This window comes from Halopelagius fulvigenes (genome assembly GCF_042662625.1).
GTDB classification, from domain to species: Archaea; Halobacteriota; Halobacteria; order Halobacteriales; family Haloferacaceae; genus Halopelagius; species Halopelagius fulvigenes.
Window position 1 is genome coordinate 784,674 of record NZ_JBHSXH010000009.1, and the last position, 21,881, is coordinate 806,554.

General features: G+C 67.6%; 25 protein-coding genes. 15 read left to right on the top strand and 10 right to left on the bottom strand.

What is annotated here, in order from left to right:
- Positions 1–18: 18 nt before the first annotated feature.
- Both ACFQEV_RS06520 and ACFQEV_RS06525 read right to left on the bottom strand, forming a co-directional pair.
- A complete protein-coding gene (locus tag ACFQEV_RS06520) occupies positions 19–1,533 on the bottom strand; it encodes an ABC transporter permease (RefSeq protein WP_379693843.1) in 1,515 nt (504 codons plus the stop codon).
- The gene (locus tag ACFQEV_RS06525; protein ID WP_379693846.1) at positions 1,530–2,468 is read right to left on the bottom strand and encodes an ABC transporter ATP-binding protein; all 939 of its coding nucleotides are present in this window, start codon (positions 2,466–2,468) and stop codon (positions 1,530–1,532) included. The genes ACFQEV_RS06520 and ACFQEV_RS06525 overlap by 4 nt, the downstream gene beginning before the upstream one ends.
- 124 nt (positions 2,469–2,592) lie before the next feature.
- Here ACFQEV_RS06525 and ACFQEV_RS06530 point away from each other — a divergent pair, with 124 nt between their 5' ends.
- Both ACFQEV_RS06530 and ACFQEV_RS06535 read left to right on the top strand, forming a co-directional pair.
- Complete coding sequence (locus ACFQEV_RS06530; RefSeq protein WP_379693848.1) at positions 2,593–3,198, top strand: TetR/AcrR family transcriptional regulator; 606 nt, start codon at positions 2,593–2,595, stop codon at positions 3,196–3,198.
- Positions 3,199–3,245: 47 nt separating this feature from the next.
- Positions 3,246–4,505, top strand: coding sequence for an NAD(P)/FAD-dependent oxidoreductase (locus ACFQEV_RS06535; RefSeq protein ID WP_379693851.1), 1,260 nt, complete (start codon positions 3,246–3,248; stop codon positions 4,503–4,505).
- A gap of 29 nt (positions 4,506–4,534) precedes the next feature.
- Here the strand turns inward: ACFQEV_RS06535 and ACFQEV_RS06540 are convergent, their stop codons facing one another.
- Complete coding sequence (locus ACFQEV_RS06540) at positions 4,535–5,368, bottom strand: endonuclease/exonuclease/phosphatase family protein (protein ID WP_379693854.1); 834 nt, start codon at positions 5,366–5,368, stop codon at positions 4,535–4,537.
- Between the two features lie 120 nt (positions 5,369–5,488).
- Between ACFQEV_RS06540 and hisD the strand changes: the two genes are divergently transcribed.
- The 11 genes from hisD to ACFQEV_RS06595 all read left to right on the top strand — a co-directional run bounded on the left by hisD (position 5,489) and on the right by ACFQEV_RS06595 (position 12,920).
- Positions 5,489–6,835: a histidinol dehydrogenase gene (gene hisD, locus ACFQEV_RS06545; protein WP_379693856.1), complete on the top strand. Its 1,347-nt coding sequence runs from the start codon at positions 5,489–5,491 to the stop codon at positions 6,833–6,835.
- A 4-nt stretch (positions 6,836–6,839) separates the two neighbouring features.
- Positions 6,840–7,613, top strand: a complete 774-nt coding sequence (locus ACFQEV_RS06550) for a class I SAM-dependent methyltransferase (protein ID WP_379693859.1) — start codon at positions 6,840–6,842, stop codon at positions 7,611–7,613.
- An 84-nt stretch (positions 7,614–7,697) separates the two neighbouring features.
- Positions 7,698–8,090, top strand: a complete 393-nt coding sequence (locus ACFQEV_RS06555) for a hypothetical protein (protein ID WP_379693862.1) — start codon at positions 7,698–7,700, stop codon at positions 8,088–8,090.
- Positions 8,091–8,149: 59 nt separating this feature from the next.
- The gene (locus tag ACFQEV_RS06560) at positions 8,150–8,515 is read left to right on the top strand and encodes a HesB/IscA family protein (RefSeq protein ID WP_379693864.1); all 366 of its coding nucleotides are present in this window, start codon (positions 8,150–8,152) and stop codon (positions 8,513–8,515) included.
- A gap of 48 nt (positions 8,516–8,563) precedes the next feature.
- Positions 8,564–8,815 (top strand): DUF5816 domain-containing protein, encoded by a 252-nt coding sequence (locus ACFQEV_RS06565; RefSeq protein WP_379693867.1) that lies wholly within the window; start codon positions 8,564–8,566, stop codon positions 8,813–8,815.
- An 83-nt stretch (positions 8,816–8,898) separates the two neighbouring features.
- Positions 8,899–9,249, top strand: coding sequence for a DUF7116 family protein (locus ACFQEV_RS06570; RefSeq protein WP_379693869.1), 351 nt, complete (start codon positions 8,899–8,901; stop codon positions 9,247–9,249).
- A 47-nt stretch (positions 9,250–9,296) separates the two neighbouring features.
- Entirely contained in the window at positions 9,297–9,956 is a 660-nt protein-coding gene (locus tag ACFQEV_RS06575) for a hypothetical protein (protein WP_379693872.1), read from the top strand.
- A complete protein-coding gene (locus tag ACFQEV_RS06580) occupies positions 9,953–10,624 on the top strand; it encodes a DUF2238 domain-containing protein (RefSeq protein WP_379693875.1) in 672 nt (223 codons plus the stop codon). Before ACFQEV_RS06575 ends, ACFQEV_RS06580 begins: the two co-directional genes overlap by 4 nt.
- An 87-nt stretch (positions 10,625–10,711) precedes the next feature.
- Positions 10,712–10,921, top strand: coding sequence for a dodecin (locus ACFQEV_RS06585; protein WP_379693878.1), 210 nt, complete (start codon positions 10,712–10,714; stop codon positions 10,919–10,921).
- A gap of 139 nt (positions 10,922–11,060) precedes the next feature.
- On the top strand, positions 11,061–12,440 hold the full coding sequence (locus ACFQEV_RS06590; protein ID WP_379693880.1) for a bifunctional metallophosphatase/5'-nucleotidase: 1,380 nt from the start codon (positions 11,061–11,063) through the stop codon (positions 12,438–12,440).
- A gap of 60 nt (positions 12,441–12,500) precedes the next feature.
- The gene (locus tag ACFQEV_RS06595) at positions 12,501–12,920 is read left to right on the top strand and encodes a universal stress protein (RefSeq protein WP_379693882.1); all 420 of its coding nucleotides are present in this window, start codon (positions 12,501–12,503) and stop codon (positions 12,918–12,920) included.
- Positions 12,921–13,028: 108 nt separating this feature from the next.
- Here ACFQEV_RS06595 and ACFQEV_RS06600 read toward each other — a convergent pair whose 3' ends face one another.
- Complete coding sequence (locus ACFQEV_RS06600) at positions 13,029–14,132, bottom strand: mechanosensitive ion channel family protein (RefSeq protein WP_379693884.1); 1,104 nt, start codon at positions 14,130–14,132, stop codon at positions 13,029–13,031.
- Between the two features lie 153 nt (positions 14,133–14,285).
- Here ACFQEV_RS06600 and ACFQEV_RS06605 point away from each other — a divergent pair, with 153 nt between their 5' ends.
- Positions 14,286–15,026 (top strand): proteasome assembly chaperone family protein, encoded by a 741-nt coding sequence (locus tag ACFQEV_RS06605; protein ID WP_379693886.1) that lies wholly within the window; start codon positions 14,286–14,288, stop codon positions 15,024–15,026.
- Between the two features lie 96 nt (positions 15,027–15,122).
- On the top strand, positions 15,123–16,184 hold the full coding sequence (trmB, locus tag ACFQEV_RS06610) for an HTH-type sugar sensing transcriptional regulator TrmB (protein WP_379693888.1): 1,062 nt from the start codon (positions 15,123–15,125) through the stop codon (positions 16,182–16,184).
- A gap of 10 nt (positions 16,185–16,194) precedes the next feature.
- On the opposite strand, the gene ACFQEV_RS06615 is transcribed toward trmB, so the two are convergent.
- The 6 genes from ACFQEV_RS06615 to ACFQEV_RS06640 form a co-directional block, all read right to left on the bottom strand.
- Positions 16,195–17,025, bottom strand: a complete 831-nt coding sequence (locus ACFQEV_RS06615) for a DUF8054 domain-containing protein (RefSeq protein ID WP_379693891.1) — start codon at positions 17,023–17,025, stop codon at positions 16,195–16,197.
- Positions 17,026–17,204: 179 nt separating this feature from the next.
- Entirely contained in the window at positions 17,205–18,308 is a 1,104-nt protein-coding gene (locus ACFQEV_RS06620; protein WP_379693893.1) for a Gfo/Idh/MocA family protein, read from the bottom strand.
- A 74-nt stretch (positions 18,309–18,382) separates the two neighbouring features.
- Positions 18,383–18,586, bottom strand: coding sequence for a hypothetical protein (locus ACFQEV_RS06625; protein WP_379693895.1), 204 nt, complete (start codon positions 18,584–18,586; stop codon positions 18,383–18,385).
- 60 nt (positions 18,587–18,646) lie between these two features.
- A complete protein-coding gene (locus tag ACFQEV_RS06630; protein ID WP_379693897.1) occupies positions 18,647–19,834 on the bottom strand; it encodes an ABC transporter ATP-binding protein in 1,188 nt (395 codons plus the stop codon).
- Positions 19,835–19,838: 4 nt separating this feature from the next.
- The gene (locus tag ACFQEV_RS06635; protein WP_379693899.1) at positions 19,839–20,810 is read right to left on the bottom strand and encodes a carbohydrate ABC transporter permease; all 972 of its coding nucleotides are present in this window, start codon (positions 20,808–20,810) and stop codon (positions 19,839–19,841) included.
- 2 nt (positions 20,811–20,812) lie between these two features.
- A complete protein-coding gene (locus ACFQEV_RS06640) occupies positions 20,813–21,772 on the bottom strand; it encodes a carbohydrate ABC transporter permease (protein WP_379694567.1) in 960 nt (319 codons plus the stop codon).
- Positions 21,773–21,881 lie beyond the last annotated feature (109 nt).

Consider the following 21,881-nt stretch of genomic DNA (forward strand, 5'->3'; position numbering starts at 1 on the left):
GAAGTCCGCCGCCTCGGATCAGTCGGCGCGGGCGAGGAAGCGTCGCTGGAGGGCGGCGAGGGCGACGAGGTGGACGACGGCACCGACCGCGAGGAGTCCGGCGAACTCGGCGGTGACGCCGGACGCCGCGCCGACGAGGAACGCCTTCGCGGGCCAGAACGTGGGGAAGACGCCGAGGGCGTACTGCCACGGTTCGGGGACGAAGGCGACGCCGAACAGCGGAATCGTCACGAGGATTCCGAGCGCCTTGCTCACCGCGACGCCCTCGACGGAGTTCGACGCGAGCGAGGCCATCAGGAAGCAGGAGACGGCACCCCAGAGCGCCGAGACGGCGGCGACGGGGACGTACACCGCGGGCGAGACGGCGACGAGGCCCGCGAGGGGGACGCAGACGGCGGCGACGACGAAACTCACGAGGACGACCGAGAGGACGCGGTAGCGCAGGTAGCCCTCGGCGGTGAGCGGCGTCGTCCGGAACGCGGCGATGAGGCCCTGGTCGCGTTCTTCGAGGACGAAGAAGCCCGCGACGAACCCGAACGTCCCGGGGACGAACACGGCGACGAAGGCGACGGCCAGCGGGTAGTACGGCGTCAAATCGAACGTCCCGGCGAGTCGCGCCGCGACGTAGGGGGTGCCGAATCGGGTGACGGCGGCCAGGATGACCGGCGCGAGCCCGATGTAGAGGTACAGGGGGTCCTGCACCCACTTCCGCAGGTCGGCGACGGCCATCGTCCCGACGGGACCGAGGCGGCGTCCGCCGAGGGTCCGGTCGCCGAGGGCGCGCGAGAAACCGCCGGGCGTCGCGGGTTCGCTCGCGCCGCCCGCGTCTCCCCCGCGGACGACGTGCCGGACGAAGGCGCGGCGCGCGGCGACCCACGCGACGGCGGTGGCGACGACGAGGTAGCCGACGCCGTACGCCAGCGTCGTCGCCGACGCGGGGTCGAAGACGGCGGCGAGGAGGACGAGAGACGCCTGCACCGGAAAGAGGGAGAACAGCGGCGACTCGACCAGTCCGAACAGGCCCAGTACGGGAAGCGAGAGGGCGGTCATGTAGACGATGGCCGACATAAAGTAGGCGTTCAGCGTGTCGAACCGGGCGACGGCGACGAACCCCACGAGGACGTAGAACGGCACCGTCAGACCGACGGCGACGAACAGGGCGACGGGGTCGAACGCCGTTCCCGCCGCGAGGAGGGCGATGCCGAACGAGACGAGAAGCGCCAGCGCCGTCAGCGAGACGACCTTCGAGAGGAGGTACTCCGAGACGGACATCGGCGTCGTCACGAGGGCGTCGAGGACGCCCTCGCCCTTCTCGAAGAGGACGAGAGCGCCGACGAAGTAGAACCCCAGAAGCGCGGGGTCCGAGAGGACGACGAGCGTGAAGAAGCGCGGCAACTCCGCGTCGGGGACGGCCCGCAGGCCGAGGGCGAACGCGACGGTGACGAAGACGTAGACGGCGTAGAAGCCGTACCGACGCTGGAGCGTCACGTCCGAACGGATCAGCGTCGCGAGGCGGGCGGCCGAGAGCGTCACCGCAGGCCCCTCCCGGTCACCTCGATGAACACGTCCTCGAGCGTCGCCTCCTCGGTGTGAAGCGACTCGTACCGCCCCTCGCGGATCAGGTCGGCGAGGGAATCGCCGTCGGCGGGGTCCTCGGGGTCGAACGCGCGGGTTCGCGTCGTTCCGTCCTCCGCGACGTACTCGGCGCGCACGCGCTTCGAGCCGTACCGCCGCTTGAGACTCTCAGGCGGCGCGATTACGGCGATGTCGCCGTCCACGATGAACGCCACGCGGTCGCAGAGTTCGTCCGCGACGGCCATGTCGTGGGTGGTGACGAACACCGTCGTCCCGCCGGCTTGGAGGTCGGAGACGACGTCTTTGATGCGCCGCGCGTTGCTCGGGTCCAATCCCGTCGTCGGTTCGTCGAGGAACAACAGGTCGGGGTCGTGAAGCAGGGACCGCGCGAAGTTCAGGCGCATCTTCATCCCCTTCGAGTAGCCCGACACCCGCCGGTCCGCGGCGTCCGTCAGACCGACGAGTTCCAGCAGTTCCTCCGGGTCGCGCGTCTCGCCCTCGTAGAGGGACGCGAAGAGGGCGAGGTTCTCCCGCCCCGAGAGTTTCAGGTACGTGTTCGGCGCTTCCGAGGAGACGCCGACCCGTTCGTAGTACGCGCCGCCCCACGAGCGAACGTCGCGGCCGAACACCGACACCTCGCCCTCGTAGTCGTCGAGGAGGCCGACGAGGACCTTCTGCGTCGTCGACTTCCCGGCCCCCGACGGGCCGAGGAAGCCGAACACCTCGGCGGGGCGTATCTCGAAGTCGAGGCCGCGAAGCGTCTCCTCGGAGGCGCCCGGGTAGGTGAATCTGAGGTCTCTCACCTGGACGACCGGACTCCCCGCGCCCCGTTCCGCCGTCCGCGAGTCGTCCGCCTCGGCCGCCGAAGGCGTCGCCGTCTGTCTGTCGTTCATCGCGTGTACTCCGAGGGAACCGTCGTCCCGTGAACTCATGAATATTTCGTTCGTTCGTTTTTCGACGGCGGGGCGGCTCTCGAAAACGGAAACATAGAGTATTCACGCGTTCGTAGGGGCGGTGATGAGTGGCTTCAGCGACGGCGAACGGGAGCGTATCCGTCGAGAACTCCGCGAGACAGGGCGGGAACTGTTCTCTCGGTACGGTCTCCGGAAGACGACCATCGCGGACCTGACGGACCCCGTCGGCATCGCGCCGTCGACGTTCTACCGCTTTTTCGACTCGAAGGAGGAACTCTACGTCGAGATTCTGGAGGCGGAGGGCGAGGAGGTTGCGAGGCGCATCCTCGAAGAGTCGTTCGAGGCGACGGACGACCCCCGCGAGGCCATCGAACGCTTCCTGCGCGCCGTCGTCGAGGAGATAGAGTCGAACCCCCTCACCCGGCGCGTCGTCGTCGAGAACGAACTCGACGACCTTCGGCGGGAGGTGGGAGATGAGGCCGTCGAGGCCGACCGAGAGGCGTCGATAGCGTTCGTCCGCCCGTACGTCGAACCGTGGGTCGAGAGCGGCGCGGTCCGCGGCGACGACGCCGACACCGTGGCGGCCGCCATCCGGGCGGTGACGTTCCTGACGCTACACGAGGAGGACATCGGCCGGGACCGGTACGACGCGGTGGTGGACCTCCTCGTCGAGAGCGTCGCGATCGGTCTGACGACGACCGGGGAGTGACCGCCGCGTCGCGAGTGTTTTTTGAGGAGTACGTCAAATAACTCGACATGAACGGAATCGGCGGGTCGGGCGACCCCTTCTTGGACCGTCTGGACCGCGAGACGGTCCGTGCCGCCCGCGAACGCGCGGGGCGCGCCGTCGTCGTCGGGGGAGCGATGGCCGGTCTGGCGGCCGCCCACGCGCTCTCCGGACTGGGGTGGGACGTGACCCTCCACGAACGACAGCGTTACGAGGAAAAGCGGGTGAACTGCGGCGAGGCGATGACCGACGCCTCCTCGATTCCCCTCCCGAAGACGCCCGAGTACGGCTTCGCGAACCGACCGCCCGAGTTCGAGGTGCGCGTCTACACCGGCGACACGGCCGGACGAACGCTCGCCGGGCGCGGCGTCTTCCCCTCCCGCGACGGGTACGTGACCGACCGGAACGTCGTCGAACGCCGGTGGGCCGAACGGGTGGCCGACGCGGGCGTGGACGTGCGAGACGGCGCGGGCGTCACGAAGGCGGCGTTCCGCGCGTTCTCCGAGGAGTACGACCTGGTGGTGGACGCCACCGGCCAACCCTCGTTGACGAGCAAAGCCGAGAGGCGGACGGGCGAGTACGCCGGCCGGATGACCGCGCTGAACGCCGACGTTGAGGGCGACTTCTCGGAGTTGTACCCCCGCGCGCACATCCTGTTCGAGAACTACCTCGGCTACTCGTGGGCGTTCCCGAAGTCCGAGACGCGCGCGAACGTCGGAATCGGGTGGGCCGAGGGCACCCTCCCCAAGAACTACTACGAGGCGTTCGTCGCGGCCTGCGAACGGAACGGGTGGCCCGTCCCCGACCGGTCGGCGACGAACGTCTACACCATCCCGCGCGGGCCGAGTCTCGACCACTCGCGGACGTGGGACCCCCGGCGGCGCGTCGCCCGCGTCGGCGACGCCGCGGGCATCGCCAACCGCTTCACGGGCAAGGGCATCTCGCAGGCCGTCGAGTCGTCGTACCTGCTGGCGCGCCTCGTCGCCGAGGAGCGAATCGGCGACTACCCCGGAGAACTGTACCGGCGGATGCGCGACGAGTACCGCCTCGCGTACGTCGTCCGCGGCGCGTTGGAGGACGGCCGCCCCGACATCCTCGGCGGCGTCATGGACGCCGTCTCCGGAATCGACGTCGAGGACGTGGACAGAGAGCCGAGGTACGCCGTCTCGCGCCTCCTCCGACGCCCCGTCCTCCTGGCGAAGTTGGCGGCGAACCGGACGATGCGCTCCCGCCTCGTGGACGCGTACACCGACGACTGGGAGTACCGGCGCGTCGCCGGGTCGTCGTAGGTTGCCGTAGGTCGTCGAAGTAAGCGTCCCTACCGCGGGCGCACGTCCGCCGCGACGGGGAAGTGGTCCGACGGGTAGCGTTCGCCGTCCGCGCCGCCGTCGCGCCTGTCGGTGAGCGTCGCCGTCAGCGACACGTCGCAGTCGCGGACGAACACGTAGTCGATTCGCTCCGTCGCGTCGCCGGTGAACCCGTGGAACGTCCTCTCGGGGCCGTGGTGGCCCGCCTCCGCCAGCGTCCTCGCGTCTCGGAGCGGAGAGGCGTCGCTGTCGCCGTCCGTCCCGCCTCCCTCGCCGCCTCCGTCGTCGCCGACGAGGCGGCGGTAGGGCGCGGAGTCCGGTTCGCAGTTGAAGTCGCCCGCGACGACGAGGGGGCCGTCGAGTTCGCCGAGTCGCCGCCGGAGAAGCGACGCGCCCTCCGCGCGCGCCCTCGCGCCGCCGTGGTCTAAGTGGACGCTCGCGGCGTGCAAGCGGCTACCCGTCTCCCGTTCTCTGAGGGTGACGCGGGTGACCACGCGCGGGTAGTCGGCGTCCCACCCGACGCTCCCCGGTTCGTCGGGCGTCGCCGAGAGCCAGAACGCGCCTTCGTCCTCGCGTTCGAACCGCTCTGCGTCGTAGCCGACGGGGACGAACTCGCCCTCCTCGTCGCCCGCGCGCCCGACGCCGAACCACTCGTAGCGGTCGGTGGCGTCCCGAACGGCCCGGAACTGGTGCGGGAGGGGTTCCTGCAGGCAGACCACGTCCGGGCGGTGGTACCGCAGGAGGCGGACGACGGCGTCGCGCCGGTTCGGCCACGCGTCTCGCCCGTCGCTGTCGGTGTCGTAGCGGACGTTGAAACTCAGAACCCGAACGGGCGAGCGAAGCATGTGGGCCGCAACGTCGCGGAGGTACGTCAACCCCGCGGAACGGCGAGGTGGAACGGAAGCGCGGCCGCTTCGGTCCGTGCTTTCGGAACGTCCTTAGGCCGGCGCGTCGAACCGCGAGGCATGAACCTCGACGTTCGGGAAGTCGCCGAACTCTCGCCCGACGAACGAGCGTCCCTCTTCGAACGCGACGCCGGCGTCGCCGACGTTCGCGGGGACGTCCGCGACATCGTCTCCCGCGTCCGCGAGGAGGGGGACGTCGCGGTGCGGGAGTTCTGCCGGGAGTTCGACGGCGTCGAAGTCGGCAACATCGACGTGACGGACGCCGCCGAACGCGCCTTCGACGAGATAGACGACGACGTGCGGGAGGCCATCGAAACCGCCGCCGAGAACGTCCGCGAGTTCCACGAACGCCAGATGCCGGAGGACTGGCGCGAATCGTTCGAGAGTCGCGTGAGCGACGCGAACGCAACGTCGGAAGAGCAGCGCTCTTCCGGAAGCAGGGAACTCGGGCGTCGCTTCCGCCCCCTCGAACGCGTCGGCGTCTACGTCCCCGGCGGCACCGCCGCGTACCCCTCCAGCGTCCTCATGGGCGTCATCCCGGCGAAGGTGGCCGGCGTCGAACACGTCGCCGTCGCCACCCCGCCCGCCGAACCGATACACCCCGTGACGCTCGCCGCGGTACACGTCGCGGACGCGGACGCCGTCTACAGCGTCGGCGGCGCGCAGGCCGTCTCAGCGCTCGCCTACGGCACGGAGACGGTGAAGGCCGTCCAGAAGGTGGTCGGCCCCGGAAACAGGTGGGTCACCGCGGCGAAGGCCGAAGTCCGCGGCGACGTGGACATCGACTTCCTCGCCGGCCCCTCGGAGATTCTCGTCGTCGCCGACGAGACGGCGAACCCCGAGTACGTCGCCGCCGACTTGGTGGCGCAGGCCGAACACGACCCGAACGCCTCCGTCGTCGCCGTCACCGCCGACGCCGAACTCGCGGCGGAGATAGCGGACGCCGCCGCGGCGCGGGCGGCTGACGCGGAACGTGCCGACGTGGTGGAAGACGCCCTCTCGAACGACGCCTCGGGCGTCCTCTTGGCCCGGTCGATGTCCGAGGCGGTGCTGTTCGCCGAGGAGTACGCGGCCGAACACCTCTCGATTCAGGCCGACGACGACGAGGCCCTCTTGGACCGCATCTCCAACGCGGGCAGCGTCTTCCTCGGCCCGTACACGCCCGTCGCCGCCGGCGACTACGCCTCCGGCACCAACCACGTCCTCCCCACCTCCGGCGGCGCGAAGCGCTACGGCGGCCTCTCGGTGGACACGTTCCTGCGCTCCTCGACGGTGCAACGACTCGACGAGGACGCGCTCTCGGACCTCTCTCCCACCATCACGACGCTCGCCGAGGCGGAAGGACTCGGCGCGCACGCGGAGAGCGTCCGGACGCGCCTCGGCGACGATTCGGGCGCGGGCGAGTGACGGCGTGAGTCCATCACGGTCCCGTCCGCCGTCGTTCGGCGACATGTGCGAAGCCGTCCTCTCGGACCCCGACGGCGAGCACTCGCTGTACACGACGCTCGCACCCTTGTACGCGCGCCTGAAAGCGGGCGACGACGAAACGCTCGACGCGCGGCGACGAATCCTCGACGCTCGACTGCCGGCGGACGTGTCGCGCGTCCTCGAACTCGGCTGCGACGTGGGGGAACTCCTCGCCCGCCTCTCGGCGCGGTACGACGCCGTCGGCGTGGATTCGTACCCGCAACTGCTCTCCTTCGCGGCTATGCGGTCGCTGAACGTCGTCCTCGGCGACGCGACGCGCCTCCCGTTCCGCGGCCGGTTCGACGCCGCCTGCGCGTTCGACTACCGCGCCGCCTCCGCCCCCCTCGGGGAGTTCTGCGAGGCGGCCCGCGAGTCGCTCCGTCCGGGCGGCATACTCGTCTTCGACGCGCCGTCGGACGCCCGCGCGGTGGACGCCTCGGGCGTCGAGACGTTCCGGGACGCGAGGTACCACCTCGAACGCGCGGTGGACGTGGCGCGGAACCCCGTCGTCGTCCGGTCGGACTACCGCGTCACCGACCGGCGAACCGGCGAGACGGCGGTGACGACGGAGCGACGGCGGGTTCGGACGTACGACCCCGAGAGCGTCCGGACCGCCCTCCGCGAAGCCGGGTTCGCGGACGCGGAGGTGTCCGCCGACGCGGGCGGCGAAGGGGCGTTCGTCGCCAGTGCGGTCCGGCCGGTGGAGACGGGCGAGTGAGGCGGGTCGGGAGGCGTCGAGACGGTCGAACGCCGCCGTCGACGGGCCGAAAGGAGATTGTGTGCTCGTCCCCTTCCACGATTCATGTCAGACACGTCCGAGACGAGCGTCGAAATCGGCACCGGCGGACTCGACGCGGAGATTCGCTTCGCCGACGAACGGCGGTACCGACTCGGCGAGGGGCGGATAACGTGCGGGGCCCTCGGAGAGTCGGACGCGGCGGGCGGGAACCCGGGGGTGGCGATAAACGGTCACGTCGAGGACGCTGACGCTCCCGAGATACGTCCCGGCGACGAGGTGACGGTGCGGGTGACGTACGACGGCGAGAGCGTCGAGTTCCCGGCGACGGGGACGAAGAGCACCACCGCTCATCCGGCCGCGTTCAAGTCCGTGCGCGGAAAGCAGCCCGCGGGGGAGTTCGAGGAGTACGAGACCGTAGAGCGGATCCTCCGGCGGGCGGCGGAAGACGGCGAGTGACCCGTCGAATCTGTTCCACCGGCGTCAACGTTAACATCTTCCATCTGGTATCGGTATCCATGAGCACAGAATCGGCCGAGAGCGGGTCCGGCACCCGCGTGACAGTCACGGAGTCGGCCGCGGAGGAGGCGCGCCGCCTCATGGAGTCGGAGGGGATGGACACCGACGTGGGCGGCCTCCGCTTGTTCGTCCAGCAGGGCGGTTGCGCGGGCCTCTCCTACGGGATGCGCTTCGAGGCGGAACCCGAAGAGGACGACGCGGTGGTCGAACAGCACGGACTCCGCGTCTTCGTGGACCCCGCCAGCATCAACTACATCGGCGGTTCGACCCTGCAGTTCGAGGGCGGCCTGCAGGGGGCGGGCTTCCACGTCGAGAACCCCAACATCGTCAGCGAGTGCGGGTGCGGCGAGTCGTTCCGGACGTAGTTCGGCGGGGAAGTCAGGCATAAACCTCCGGCCGCCGAACACGGGGGCATGGAGACCGAACTGGAACGAGTGCGGACCGAGGACGGAGAGACGCTGTTTCTCGACCGGAGCGACGCCGACAGAGGCGCGAAGGGACCGTTCTTCGTCGTGTACTCCGACCCGAACAGGGAACATCGCTGGGGCTACTTCTGCGGAAACTGCGACTCCCTCGACAACGCAATGGACACGATGGGTCGTATCGAGTGCAACGTCTGCGGGAACATCCGAAAGCCCGACGAGTGGGACGCCGCCCACGAGTGACGGCCGAACGGACGGTACGTCGTTCCGCACGTGTGTGAATTCGTGACAAGGTTTATGCTCCGGGGAGTAGTACGGTCGAGTACATGCCCCCTGTCAGCATGCCTCCCGCGGAGGAAGCCCAGTCGATATTCAGCGGACTCGGGTACACCGTCTCGGGCGACGGCTCCGATTTCGTCGCCGAGAGAAAGTGGCGAACGGTCCGCGTGACCGCACTCGATACCGATACGGTAGAGTTACGACGGCGCGCCATCGCGGACGGCGGTTCGCCGGCGGACACCGACGACGGCTATGGTCTCCGGTGTTTCGTCACGTGGAAGGAGGCGACGGGGAACCTCACGGAGAAGCTGCGCAGCGCCGACCCCTCGTTCGAGTGGGCGGTCATCGGCGTCGAGGACGGCGGCGACTACGACGTGGTCCACCCCGAAGCGCGGTGACGACGGTGCGGTAACTCTTTTCTGTGCGAGCGAACCAATCGTGAGTCATGCCAGACACCGGACTGCGTAGCGTCGTCGAGAGTCGGCGGGTCAACGCGGTGCTCGGATGGATTCTCGTCGTCGCTCTCTTGGCGGTCGGCGCCACGCGGTTCCTCCTCGGCGAACTGGAGTGGGCCGGGTTCGCGGTGGCCGTCGCCGCCGTCGCCGTCGTCCCCGCGGTGGCGTTCCGCGACTCCAGCGCCATGCTCCCGTGGGAAGTGCTCTTCATCGCGGCGCTGCCGTTTCTCGGACGCGCCCTCATCGTCGGCGAAACCGTCGGCGGGATGACGTTCACCGGGCGAGTGACGACGTACGTCGCCGTCGCGGCGGTGGCGCTCATCGTCGCCGTCGAACTCGACGTGTTCACCCCCGTCCGGATGAACTACACCTTCGCGCTCGTGTTCGTCGTCGTCGCCACGATGGCCGCCGCGGGCATCTGGGCGGTCGTCCGATGGCTCTCGGACGTGCTCCTCGGGACGTCGTTCCTCTACGACGGCCGCCCCGAGGAGGTGATAGAGGAGATGCTGATGTGGGACTTCGTCGCGGCGACGGTGGCGGGCGTCTTCGGCGGCGTCCTCTTCGAGTACTACTTCCGCCGCCGCGCGCACCTCGAACGGCGGCTTCCCGAGACGGAGCGAATCCGCGAGAGCGAGGAAGCGGCGCGATGAAGTGGCGCGACGTCTTCCACCTCGACCTCTCCTCGGAGCAGGAACTCGTACTCGTCGGCGCGATGCAGACGGCCCTCGTGGGCTTCCTGTTCGTCGGACTCTGGGAGCGCAACGTCGGCGTCATCGTCAACACGCTGTTCGCACTCGGCGTGACGTTCCTCCCCGGCATCTTCGAACACGACTACTCCGTCCCCCTCGACGCCGGACTCGTCCTCTGGATAACCGGGGCCGTCTTCCTCCATGCGTGGGGGACGGTGGGCCTCCCCGGCGTCGGCAGTTTCTACGCCAACGTCCCGGGGTGGGACCACCTCACCCACACCCTCTCTGCGACCCTCGTGGCGGCCGTCGGCTACTCCGTCGCGCGCGCCCTCGACGAACACACGGCGAGCATCTACCTCCCCGACGAGTTCATGTTGGTGTTCATCCTGCTCTTCGTCGTCGCCGCCGGCGTCTTCTGGGAGGTTCTGGAGTTCCTCATCGGTCTCGCGGCGCAGTTGCTGGGGGCGGACGCCGTCCTCACGCAGTACGGACTCGGCGACTCGATGATGGACCTCGTGTTCGATATGGTGGGCGGCGTCGTCGTCGCCCTCTGGGGGAGCAGTCAGCTGAGCGTCGTCGTCCAACACCTCGTCGCGAAACTGGAGTCCTCGCGCCCGCGGAGGGGGTGAACCGCGGCGTCCGCCGGTCCGAGGGACCGCCGGTCGTCGAATCGGCCCCGTTCTTTATCATAACAGACCGATAACAATACCGCGAACATGGTGTTCAAGAAGATAACGCTCATCGGGCGGAGCGAGGAGAGTTTCGACCGCGCGGTGGACGACGCGATAGACCGCGCCGACGAGACGCTGAACAACGTCAAGTGGTTGGAGGTGGACGAACTCGGCGTCGAGATCGCCGCCGTGGAGAACCGAGAGTACCAAGCGGAAGTCACCGTCGCCTTCGAACTCGAATCGCCGGAGGAGTAACCCGCTCTCCCGACCGGACGGTGCCTCGAACCGACGCCGACCGAACCGTCTCGTCCGGAGACGGATCAGATCACGCGATAGAGCGTCGTTCTGACAGTAACCGACGAATTCATTTCCGTCGCAGGGCCACCACACGTGGATGCCGCGTCTCCTCCACTACTCCGACATCGAGAACGTCTACGACGACCCCGTACGCGTCGCCCGCCTCGCCGGGCGCATCCGCGCACTCGACGACGAGGACGCTCTCGTCTGCGGTAGCGGCGACAACACGTCGCCGGGCGTCCTGCCCCTCGTAGACCGGGGGCGGCAGGCGCTGGATTTCTTCGACGCCGTCGGCACCGATATCTCCACGTTCGGCAACCACGACTTCGACTACGGCCCCGCGGCGGCGCGGTCCCTCGTCGCCGACGCCCCGCAGACGTGGGTGTCCGCGAACGTCCGCGAGGAGGACGGGAACCGGTTCGCCGCGGACCACGTGGACCCCTACGCCGTCCTCGAAGCGGACGGCGACAGCGTCGGCTTCTTCGGCGTCACCGACCCCGCGACGCCCTCGCTGAATCCGATGGCGGCGGACCTCTCCTTCTCGGACCCCTACGAGGCGGCCGAACGCGCCGTCGCGGCGATTCGAGACGAGGGGGTCGACTACGTCGTCGCCCTCTCGCACCTCGGCGGCGGCGACGACGAACTGGCCCGCCGGGCGGACGTGGACGTCGTCCTCGGCGGACACGTCCACTCAGAGCGGCACGAGCGCGTCGCAGACACGCTCCTTCTCCGGCCGGGGGTCAACGGTCACGCCGTCTACGAAGTTGAACTCGGCGACGACGGCGCGACTGCGACGCGACACGAGACGGTGGATGCCCCGCCCGTCGCCGCCGTCGCATCCCGACTGCGGGGGCGAATCGAGGCCGCCGGACTGGACGAGGTGGTCGCAACCGTCGAGACGCCCATCCAACGGTCGGACCAAGCCGTCCACCGCGGGGAGTGCCGCGTCGGCAACTTCGTCGCGGACGCCTACCGGTGGGCCTCCGGCGCGGACGTCGGGCTTCAAAACAGCGGGGGCATCCGCGACGGCCCCGCCATCTCGGGGGAGGTGACGCTGAAAGACTGCATCAGCCTCGTCCCGTTCGAGGAACCCCTCGTCACCGTCGAGTTGACAGGCGCGGAACTGAAGCGGGTGTTCAGCGAGTGCTCGTCGGCGACGGTGGACTTCGGCGAACCAGACTGGTGGCACGGTCACGTTAGCGGCGCGTCGTTCGTCTTAGACGAGGAGACGGCGGCAGTCCTCGCCGCCCGCGTCGGCGGCGACCCCGTGGACCCCGAGGCGACGTACACCGTCGCCACCTCCGACTACGTCCTCCACTCCGACCACGAGTTCCCGACCATCGAGGAGTCCCACCGCGTCGGCGAGGGCGACATCCTCCACGACGTCCTCGCGGAGTATGCCCGCGAGTGCGGCGTCAGCCCCGAAGTCGAGGGGCGGATGCGCCGCGTCCAGGGCGCGCCCGCGGACGACGACTGAGTCGCGGGGTTGCTCTCCGAAGGGGAAAGGTTGAGAACAGGCGGGCACTTTCATAAATCGATGACCCGTGTGGTGGTCCCCGTCCGGTACCCGTTGACGAAACACTCCGAAGCGACGCTGACCGAAGCAACCCGCATCGCCGAGGAGCGAACGGCGGAACTGACCGTCCTCCACGTCGACCTGTATCAGGAGAACCGGGGCGTGACTCGCGCCGAACTCAAGCGCGCGGTGGAACGCGAGTTCGGATCGCTCGAACAGACGCGCTACGTCGTCCGCCGCGGCTTCCTCGTCGAGGAGACTATCCTGGAGGAGGTGGCCGCCGAACGCGCCGACATCGTCGTCATCGGGTCGAAGCAGGCGAGTCGGTGGCGGCGGATGCTCCGGCGCTTCCTCGACGACCCGGACATCGAGACGTACCTCAGACAGAAACTCGACTGCACCGTCATCACGGTGCAACCCGGGCAGGTGGCCAGCGAGTAGCGCCCCAGACGGTCGGAAGAGCGGCGTTTCGCGTCCGAAGTCCCTCCCTTCTCGGTCCGCGGTCCGTCGCCCGTTCGGCGGTCGGACGGACCGTTCGGCGCGCCGCGGTCAGACCCCGTCCGACGGGCCGCCGGTCCGTCCGTCGACGTCGCCGGAGTTCGTCCCGCGGGGCGACGACGTCCCCTCGTCCGGATTCGCGGCGGCGTCCGGCGCGGACGCCGTCGGGTTCTCCGCCTCGCCGTTCGCCGTCATCTCGGCGTGCAGCGTTCCGCTGGTGTCGTCGAAGACGACGTGCTGGTGGGGGTAGGCCATCTCGACGTCGGGGTCGGACTCGAACTGCTCCCAGAGTTTCGTCTGGATGCGGGAGCGAACCGTGAGGAGTTTGTACGGCTTCTTCGCCCAGTACCGGAGGGTGACGAGGATGCCGTTGTCTGCGAACTCGTCGATGTACGCCGTCGGCCGCGCGGGGTAGCGCGCGCTTCCGATACGGATGTTCGGGCCGCCCTCGATGACCTCATCGACGCCGCTGGCGGCGTTCTCCATCAGTGTCCGCGCGCGTTCCACGTCGGACTCGTAGGTGACGAGAACCTGCAGGCTGAGGCGGATTCGCTCGTCCTCGGCGGAGTAGTTCGTCACGAACCGTTCGCGCATGTTCGCGTTCGGGATGACGAGCGAGGTGTTGTCGAGCGTGTACACCTTCGTGTAGCGGATGGTGATCTCGTCGACGAACCCCCTGCGCCCGTCCTCCAACTCTATCATGTCGCCGATCTCGTACGGTTCGTCGGCGAGGATGAACAGGCCGCTGATGATGCTGCCGACGAGGGGCGCGAGGACGACACCGAGGACGGCCGAGAACACCGTCACCGACAGCACGATGTCGCCGAACTCGAAGCCGAGGAGGTTGATGGCGACGGCGACGGCGACGGCCATCACCGAGAACCGAATCAGCCTGAGAACCGTCTGGGCGACGCTCTGCCTGCGGAAGCGTCGGGCGACGCGTCGCCCGAGCAACCGACTGGCGTACTGCGAGAGGGCGTACCCGGCCACGAGGACGACGGCGGCGGCGACGTACTGCCACCCCGGAACGAACAGCCATTCGGGGAGGACGTTCCCCAACGCCTCGCCGGCCTCGGTAGGCGGCGTCTGTACGGGGCCGCCGGGCGTTCCGGGCGTGGTCGTCCCCGTCGTCCCCGTAGTCGTGCCCGACTGCATACGGACACCCTCGGCGCTACCGGAAGAAAAAAGGCCCACACTCGTCGCCGGTCGTGGCTCTCGGCTCGTTGCGTTCGTCCCTCCCACGGGAACGGGACTGTTCGGGTGAGACACGAGGGAAGAATAAGTCGAGGCGCCGCCTACGGAGTACCGATGTTCGGCCGCTTCCAGAAGTCGCCCGACTTTCGCATCGCCCACAAGAGCGACCCGAGCGAGACGCTTCTCGTCGGACTCTCCTCGTTCGGGTTCGCGGGGCGAACCGCCGCGGACTACCTCGTGAACCACCTGAGCCTCGAAGAACGGGGGCACCTCGAAGTGGACGGTCTGCCCTCGGTCACGCCGTTCGAGAACGGGCGTCCGCGGCACCACACGCGACTGTTCTCGCGGGACGATTTGGACGTGACCGTCCTCGTCGGCGACCTGTTCGTGCCCGCCCCCGTCGGGCAGACGTTCGCCGACGCCGTCGCGGCGTGGGCGGGGGAGAACGGCGTCGCGGACGTGGCCGTCCTCGCCGGCGTCCCCATGCCACACGGCCCCGACGAACACCGCACGTACTTCGTCGCCACCGACGGCTACCGCGAACGGCGACTCGACGAGACGGACGTCACGCCGATGGGCAACGGCTTCCTCGACGGCGTGAACGGCGCACTCGTCGAACGCGGCCTCACCTCCCCGCTCGAAGTCGGCGTCTACGTCACGCCCGTTCACGCGCAGGCGCCGGACGTCGAGGCGTCGATTCGACTCGTCGAAGCCGTCGAGTCCGTCTACGAACTCGGCGTGGACGCCGGCCCCCTCGAACAGTTCGCCGCGGAGGTGCGCCAACACTACAGCGAAATCGAAGAGCGGATGCACGAACAGGAGGCGGACCTGTCGGAAGACCGGATGTACATGTAAGCGGCCGTTCGGGACCGTGGGATACCACGATGTTCCGAAAATCGGTGCTACTCGAACCATAGTAAACATCAAGGTCCATGAAGAATACTACGTGGTATGGCAGACGATCTTCGGCTGACGATGGAACGCGTCGGGGACCGGTTCAACCTCGGCGAGTACGAGATAGACGCCTACCTCGCGGTTCTGGAACACGGCGAACTCACCGCCTCCGAAATCGCAGACCGGACGGACATCCCGCAACCGAGGGTGTACGACACGGTCCGGAGCCTCTCGGACCGGGGGCTGGTCGAACTCCGCGAGTCCCGCCCGATGAAGATAGTCGCGGTCAACCCCGAGGACGCCTTCGGCAACATCCAGACGTCGCTCGGCGAACTCATCGACGAACTCGAAGCGCGGTACACCGCCCCCGCCCGCGACACCGAGGCCGTCTCCCTCGTGAAGTCGCGTTCGACCATCCTCCGGTACATCGAGGAGATTATCGACAACGCGGAGTACGAACTCGTCCTCTCTCTGACGCCGGACCTCCTCCGTCGGTTCCGCGACGACCTCGCGGAGGCCATCGACGGCGGCGTCAGTATCGACCTGCTCGTGACACCCGCCGCGCGCGCACCCTCGCCCGAGGAGTTCGACTACCTCGAAGTGGCGACCCGCGCCCGCGCCCGTCGCGGCATCACGACGCCCGTCCTCGCCGTCGCCGACGGCGAGTACTCCATCTACGCGACGCAGGACGCCCTCCGCGACGACCGGGACCGCTACGGCGTCATCTTCAACCGCTCGGCGCTCGGGTTCCTCGTCTCCGGGTTCTTCGGCACCGTCCTCTGGACGACGGCCGAGACGCTGGCCGCCAACGGGAAGCGCCGGCCGTTCCCGCGGCGGTACGCCTCCATCCGCCGCGCCGTCAAGGACGTCCGCGAACTCGACGGCGAGTTCTACGCCTCCGTCGCGGGGCGGGAGATAGAGACGGGCGACCCCGTCGTCGTCGAGGGGCGCGTCAACCAGACGCAGTTCGAGGAGTCCGAGGAAGTCGCCTCGCTCGAAGTGGAGACGCCGGACGGAACCGTCTCTGTGGGGGGCCTCGTCGCCGCACTCGAAGAGGTCGAAGCGCAGGAGATCCTGCTCGGCCGCGACTCCGTGCCGGACCGAGAGCACACCATCTGAGACCGCCTTCTCACGCCGATTCCGGTTCGTCCCCGTCGGCGACCTCCTCGTCGAACTGGTAGACGACGGCGCCGCAGGACTCGCACGCCAACACCTCGTCGTCCGGCGACTCGTAGACGCTCCCCGACCCGCCGCAGCAGTTGCTCTTCGTCGTCTCCACCACGTCGCCGCCGCAGTCGGGGCACGTCTCGACGAACATCCGAAGCGGCGTCGTCGCGTGGGCGCGGTATCGCTCCGGCACGCCGGCCTCCGCGAGGGCGCGAACCGCGGCGGCGTCGGCGATGCCGTGGACCCGCGAGAGCCAGACGGCGCGCGTCGGTCCCTCGATGCTCAGTCCGCCGTAGGCGCGTTCGCCCGCCGCCTCGAACGGCGCGGCGTCGGCGACGACGGCCGCGAGTTCGTCGTCGGAGCGGTCGCGGAGCGCCGCCATCTCTCGCTCCCACGACTCGTCGAACTCCTCGGAGAGTTCGAGCGCTCCGTCCGGAGCTTCCTCTACGACGCCCGTCTCGAACAGGACACCGACGAGTTCCTCGCCGTCCACCGCCTCGTCGGTCAGGTCGTCGGAGCGCCGCGTCCGCCCCCCGTCGGCGTGGGGGAACAGCGACTCCACCCCGAGCGACGCGACGAGGCGCGGCGCGAACTCGGGCGTGCCGGGGACGACGTACCCGCGGAGGTAGACGAGGGCGGCCCCGACGCCGAGGGCGAGGACGCCGACGGGAAAGGAGAGGATGGCGAGAATCCCGGCGGCGACGACGACGACGAACCCGTTCACGGCGGTACACGGCCAACAGCGTCTCTCGCCCGTGTACTCCGGCCGACGGAGCGAGTCGAGTAGTGACATACCAGTGCGTGGAGTGGCCGAACGCTTCAGCCTTTCCCGACTGCGGCGTTCGGTTTCGGAGAGAGGGTGGAGGAGAGACCGGAGAGAGGAGAGGGAGAGAAGGGTAGACCGGAGAGAGGAGAGGGAGAGAAGGGTAGACCGGAGAGAGGAGAGGGAAAGAAGGGGAGAACGCGGGGCCGTCAGTCGTCGCTCGGCGTCGCTTCGGGCGTCGCGCTCGCCCCGTCGAGTTGAATCGCCTGTCCCATCTCGGAGGAGCGGTAGATGGCGTCGATGACGCGCTGGACTTCGAGACCCTGTTCGGGCGTGTTGACGCCCGGCGCTTCGCCCTTCCGGACGGCGTCGAGGAAGATCTTCTGTTCGGACTTGTGGGTGTCGTTCGACTGCGTCTCGACCTGACTCTCGGTGAGGTGGTTCCGGCCGCCGACGCCGGACTCGTAGATGGTCAGTTCGTGGTTCCCCCGGTCGAACAGTGCGCCGGCGTCCGTCCCGCGGAGGAAGAACTCGTCGTTCGTCGGTCGGTTCGTCGCCCACGCGACTTCGAGCGAGATGGTCTTGCCGTCGGCGCACCGGATGAACGCCGAGGCGGAGTCGTCCACGTTGAACCCCTCGGGCCCGACGTCTTCGCCCCACATCTCGACGAACGCGTAGTCCTCGCGGTTACCGAACTGCGACCGGGTGATCGCCGACACTTCCTCCACCTCGGGGAAATCGAGGAAGAAGAGGGCGAGGTCGATGGCGTGGACGCCGATGTCGATGACGGACCCGCCGCCGGCGATGCTCTTCGAGGTGAACCACGACCCCCGCCCGGGGATGCCGCGGCGGCGCATGTAGTTCGCTTCGATGTGCTGAATCTCGCCGAACCGGCCCTGCGACTGGTGGTGCTTTATGACCTCCACCGGGCTTCCGAAGCGGTTGTTGAACCCGACCATGCAGAAGCCCTCGGCGGCCTCTGCGGCTTCGACGATGTTCTCGGCGGATTCCAGCGAGTGCGCGAGCGGTTTCTCCAGAAGTACGTCCAGACCGGCCTCCAACGCCGCGACGGCGTACTCTTCGTGGAACCTGTTCGGGGTGGTGATGATGACGGCGTCCGCGTCCGCGAACAGCTGTCCCTTCTCTTCGTACGTGTTCACGTCGTACTTCTCGGCGAAGCGACGGCGGGCATCGGCTTGGATATCCAACCCTCCCACGAGGTTGGCTCCAAGTTCGAGTAATCTGTCAGCGTGGTAGTGGCCGATGTTGCCGAGGCCGATAATGCCGACGCGTACGGGGGTCTCGGAATTCATGTTGCAATCATTTACTACTCGTATTGTTAAGTGACTCGTTCCGTCCTGCTCCGGGCGTTCTGCTCGAAGCGGAATCAGTACAGCTGTTTCTCACGCTCCTCCCTCTCCTTCTCTCTTTCCTCTTCTTCTTTGAGGCGGCGGCGGCCGCGGATGTACTGTCTCGTCTTCGGGACGATGGTGTTCTTCAGGTCGAGGACGAACGACACGATGCCGTACGCCCAGAAGAAGAACAGCACGGTCATCCCGCCGAGATAGAGCCACCCGAGTTCGTTGACCATGTTCTGAAGGAGGGATTGGTGGCACTTATCGTGCCGGGTCGTTTCGCGCGCCGTTCCGTTTCAGTCGTCGCCCTCGGCGGGCGTCTCGTCCGCACTCGTCGTCGGCATCTTCGAGGTGATGCCGTGGACGATCGCTTCGCCGGAGTTCGTGTCGAACAGGTGGACGCGCGAGCGGTCGAGTACGACGTCGACGTCCTCCTCTTCTTCGATTTCCGAGTCGGGTGCGACGCTCATCAGTAGTTGGCCTGCGAATGCATCGCCGGCCATGTCGTCGAGGTCCGTGCCCGCCTCCTCGTCTAAGAGGAGGTAGACGAATATCTCGTCGCCCATCGGTTCGAGGACGTCCGTCTTCGCGTCGATGGGCTGCGTCGGCGTCGTGAGTTCGGAGTCCCGCGTCAGGTAGACGTCCTCGGGGCGGACCCCGAGCGTCACTTCGTCGCCCACCGTGAGGCCGTGGTCGGCGGGGTCGAACGCCACTTCGACGTTCTCGCTGGCGAAGCCGTTTTCGGCCACCTCTCCCTCCACGAAGTTCATCGCGGGCGACCCGATGAAGCCCGCGACGAACAGGTTCGCGGGCTCGTTGTAGCAGGTCAACGGCGGGTCTATCTGCTGGAGCTGCCCCGAGTCGATGACCGCGATGCGGTCGGACATCGTCATCGCCTCCGCCTGGTCGTGGGTGACGTAGATGATGGTCGTGTCCAGCTCCTTGTGGAGGCGCTGGAGCTCCGTCCGCATGTGGACGCGGAGCTTCGCGTCGAGGTTCGCCAGCGGTTCGTCCATCAGGAACACTTCGGGGTTCCGGACGATGGCGCGCGCGATGGCGACGCGTTGTCGCTGGCCGCCCGACATCTCGTCGGGCATGCGGTCGAGCATGCCCTCCAACTGGACGATGTCGGAGGCGCGGTCGACCCGTCGGTCTATCTCCTCCTTGTCGAAGTCGCGGAGGCGAAGACCGAAGGAGATGTTGTCGTAGACGTCCATGTGCGGGAACAGCGCGATGTTCTGGAACACCATCGCGATCCCGCGGTCCTTCGGCGGCAGGTTCGTCACGTTGCGGCCGGCGATGTGCACCTCGCCCTCCGTGGGTTTGGTGAGTCCGGCGACCATCTCCATGGTCGTCGATTTACCGCAGCCCGAGGGACCGACGAGACAGACGAACTCGCCGTCCCTTATTTCGACGTTCATGTCGTCTACGGCCGTTACGTCGGCGTATCGTTTCGTTACGTGTTCGAGTTTGACTTCTCCCATTGGTTTACTCCTTGAGTGCTCCGGCGGTTAGTCCGCTGACGATCTTCTCCTGTGCGATGATGACGAGGATGGCGACCGGGAGGACGCCGACGATGCTCGCCGCCGCCATCAGGTTGTAGGGCGTGTCGAACTGCCCTTGGTACTTCAGGATACCCGCGACGATGGGTGCCCACGAGGACGCCTCGCCGTTGTTCATCAGGAACGAGAAGAAGAACTCGTTGTACACGCTGATGAACGTGAGGACGCCCGCAGTGGCGACGCCCGGCGCGGAGAGGGGGATGATGACCCGGAACAGGGCTCCGAGCCGCGTCGTCCCCTCGACCCGCGCCGCGTCCTCCAACCCGTCGGGGATCTGCCCGTAGAAGGTGGTGAGGATGAAGATGGACAGCGGCATGAACAGCGCGCTGAACGGTAGCACCATCGGCGCTGGCGTGTTGAACAGGTCCGGGCTGGAGACGGTAACCGGGCCGATCGAGATGGCGAGATTACCGGTGAATAGCTCGAACAGCGGAAGGAAGAACGCCGCCGGCGGGAAGTACGATATCGCCAGGATGGCCAGCATCAGCACCGACTTCCCGGGGAAGTTGAGGCGACCGAAGACGTACCCCGCCAGACTGGCCAACACCAGCACGATGGCCGTCGTCGCGATGCCGAGCACGAAGCTGTTGAACATGTACCAGTGGAACGGCACCCGCTGGAACATGGTCACGAACACCTCGGGGTTGAACCCCTTCGGCACCAACCCCATGTCGGTGATGAGGTTGTTCGGCGTCAGCGCCAGCACCAACAGCCAGTAGAACGGGAACAGCGTCGTGACCAGGAAGAAGATGGTCGCGACGTAGAACATCGCTCTGTTGGCCCGCTCGGGGTTCTTGATGGCCTTGTTCACCCACCGCTCGAACGGGCCACGGTGGATCTCTGCATCCTGCCTCGTTCCGACGTTCGTTCCGCCGTCGGGTCGTGTCTTTCCTGGCATGGTCAGAACCCTCCTTCGGCGTCCGCGAACTTGACGATGTACACGGAGACGACGATGCCGATGAGCACCGCCGTGATGAACGCCACCGTCGCGGACGTCGCGTACAACGAGTTGTTGAACGTCGTGACGACCAGACACGACAGCGACGGGACGGTCGTACACCCCGCCATCGTCTCGATGATACCGTACACCCGCATCGCCGCGATGGTGCGGAACAGCATCGCGACCAGCACCGTCGGCAGGATGAGCGGGAACGTTATCATCTTGAACTGCTGCCACTTGGTCGCGCCCGACACCCTCGCGACGTTGTACAGAGAGCGGTCGATGCTCTGCAGACCCGCGAGGATGAGAAGCGCCATGAACGCGGACGTCTTCCAGACGTCGGCGATGATGATGAGGAACAACGAGTCCGCGGTGTTCCGAAGCGGCGTGTAACTGATGCTCAGCGGGCCGATCTGGTTCAGGAACGCCGGGTCCTGCGGCGTCCCGACGAGGAACCCGATGTTCGGCTGGAACATCAGGTAGAAGATCATCCCCTGGATGACGATGGGGACGGCCCACGGGATGATGATGGCCACGCGGACCCACCGACGACCGCGGAAGTCCTGGTCGAGGACGAGGGCCTGTGCGAACCCGACGAGGGTCTCGAACAGGACGCTGAACCCTGTGAAGATGAGCGTGACCATCAGCGCGCTGCTGTACACGTTCTTGATGAACGGGAACTGTGACGTGAGATTCGGGAGGAAGTTCGACGGGAGTGCGAAGTTGCGTGCACCGGTTAAAAGGGCCACGTAGTTCTGGAGTCCGACGAACTCCCCCAGTCGCGACGACCCCGTCAGCTGATCGGCGAACAGCGAGTAGCCGAACGTCTGTATGAGGGGGTACACCGCTATGACTAACAAGAGGAGTAGCGCCGGCGCCAGAAGGAGGTATGCGTACGCAGTCTCCGATAGAGACTCCATCCATCGGATGAGCGCCACGTATGGCCCACTCCGGGAGCTCTCCCGCAGTGCCTCACCTGACTCCTGTTCGGTCGCCATGACAAATAATAACGTGGTTGAGGGAACTTAT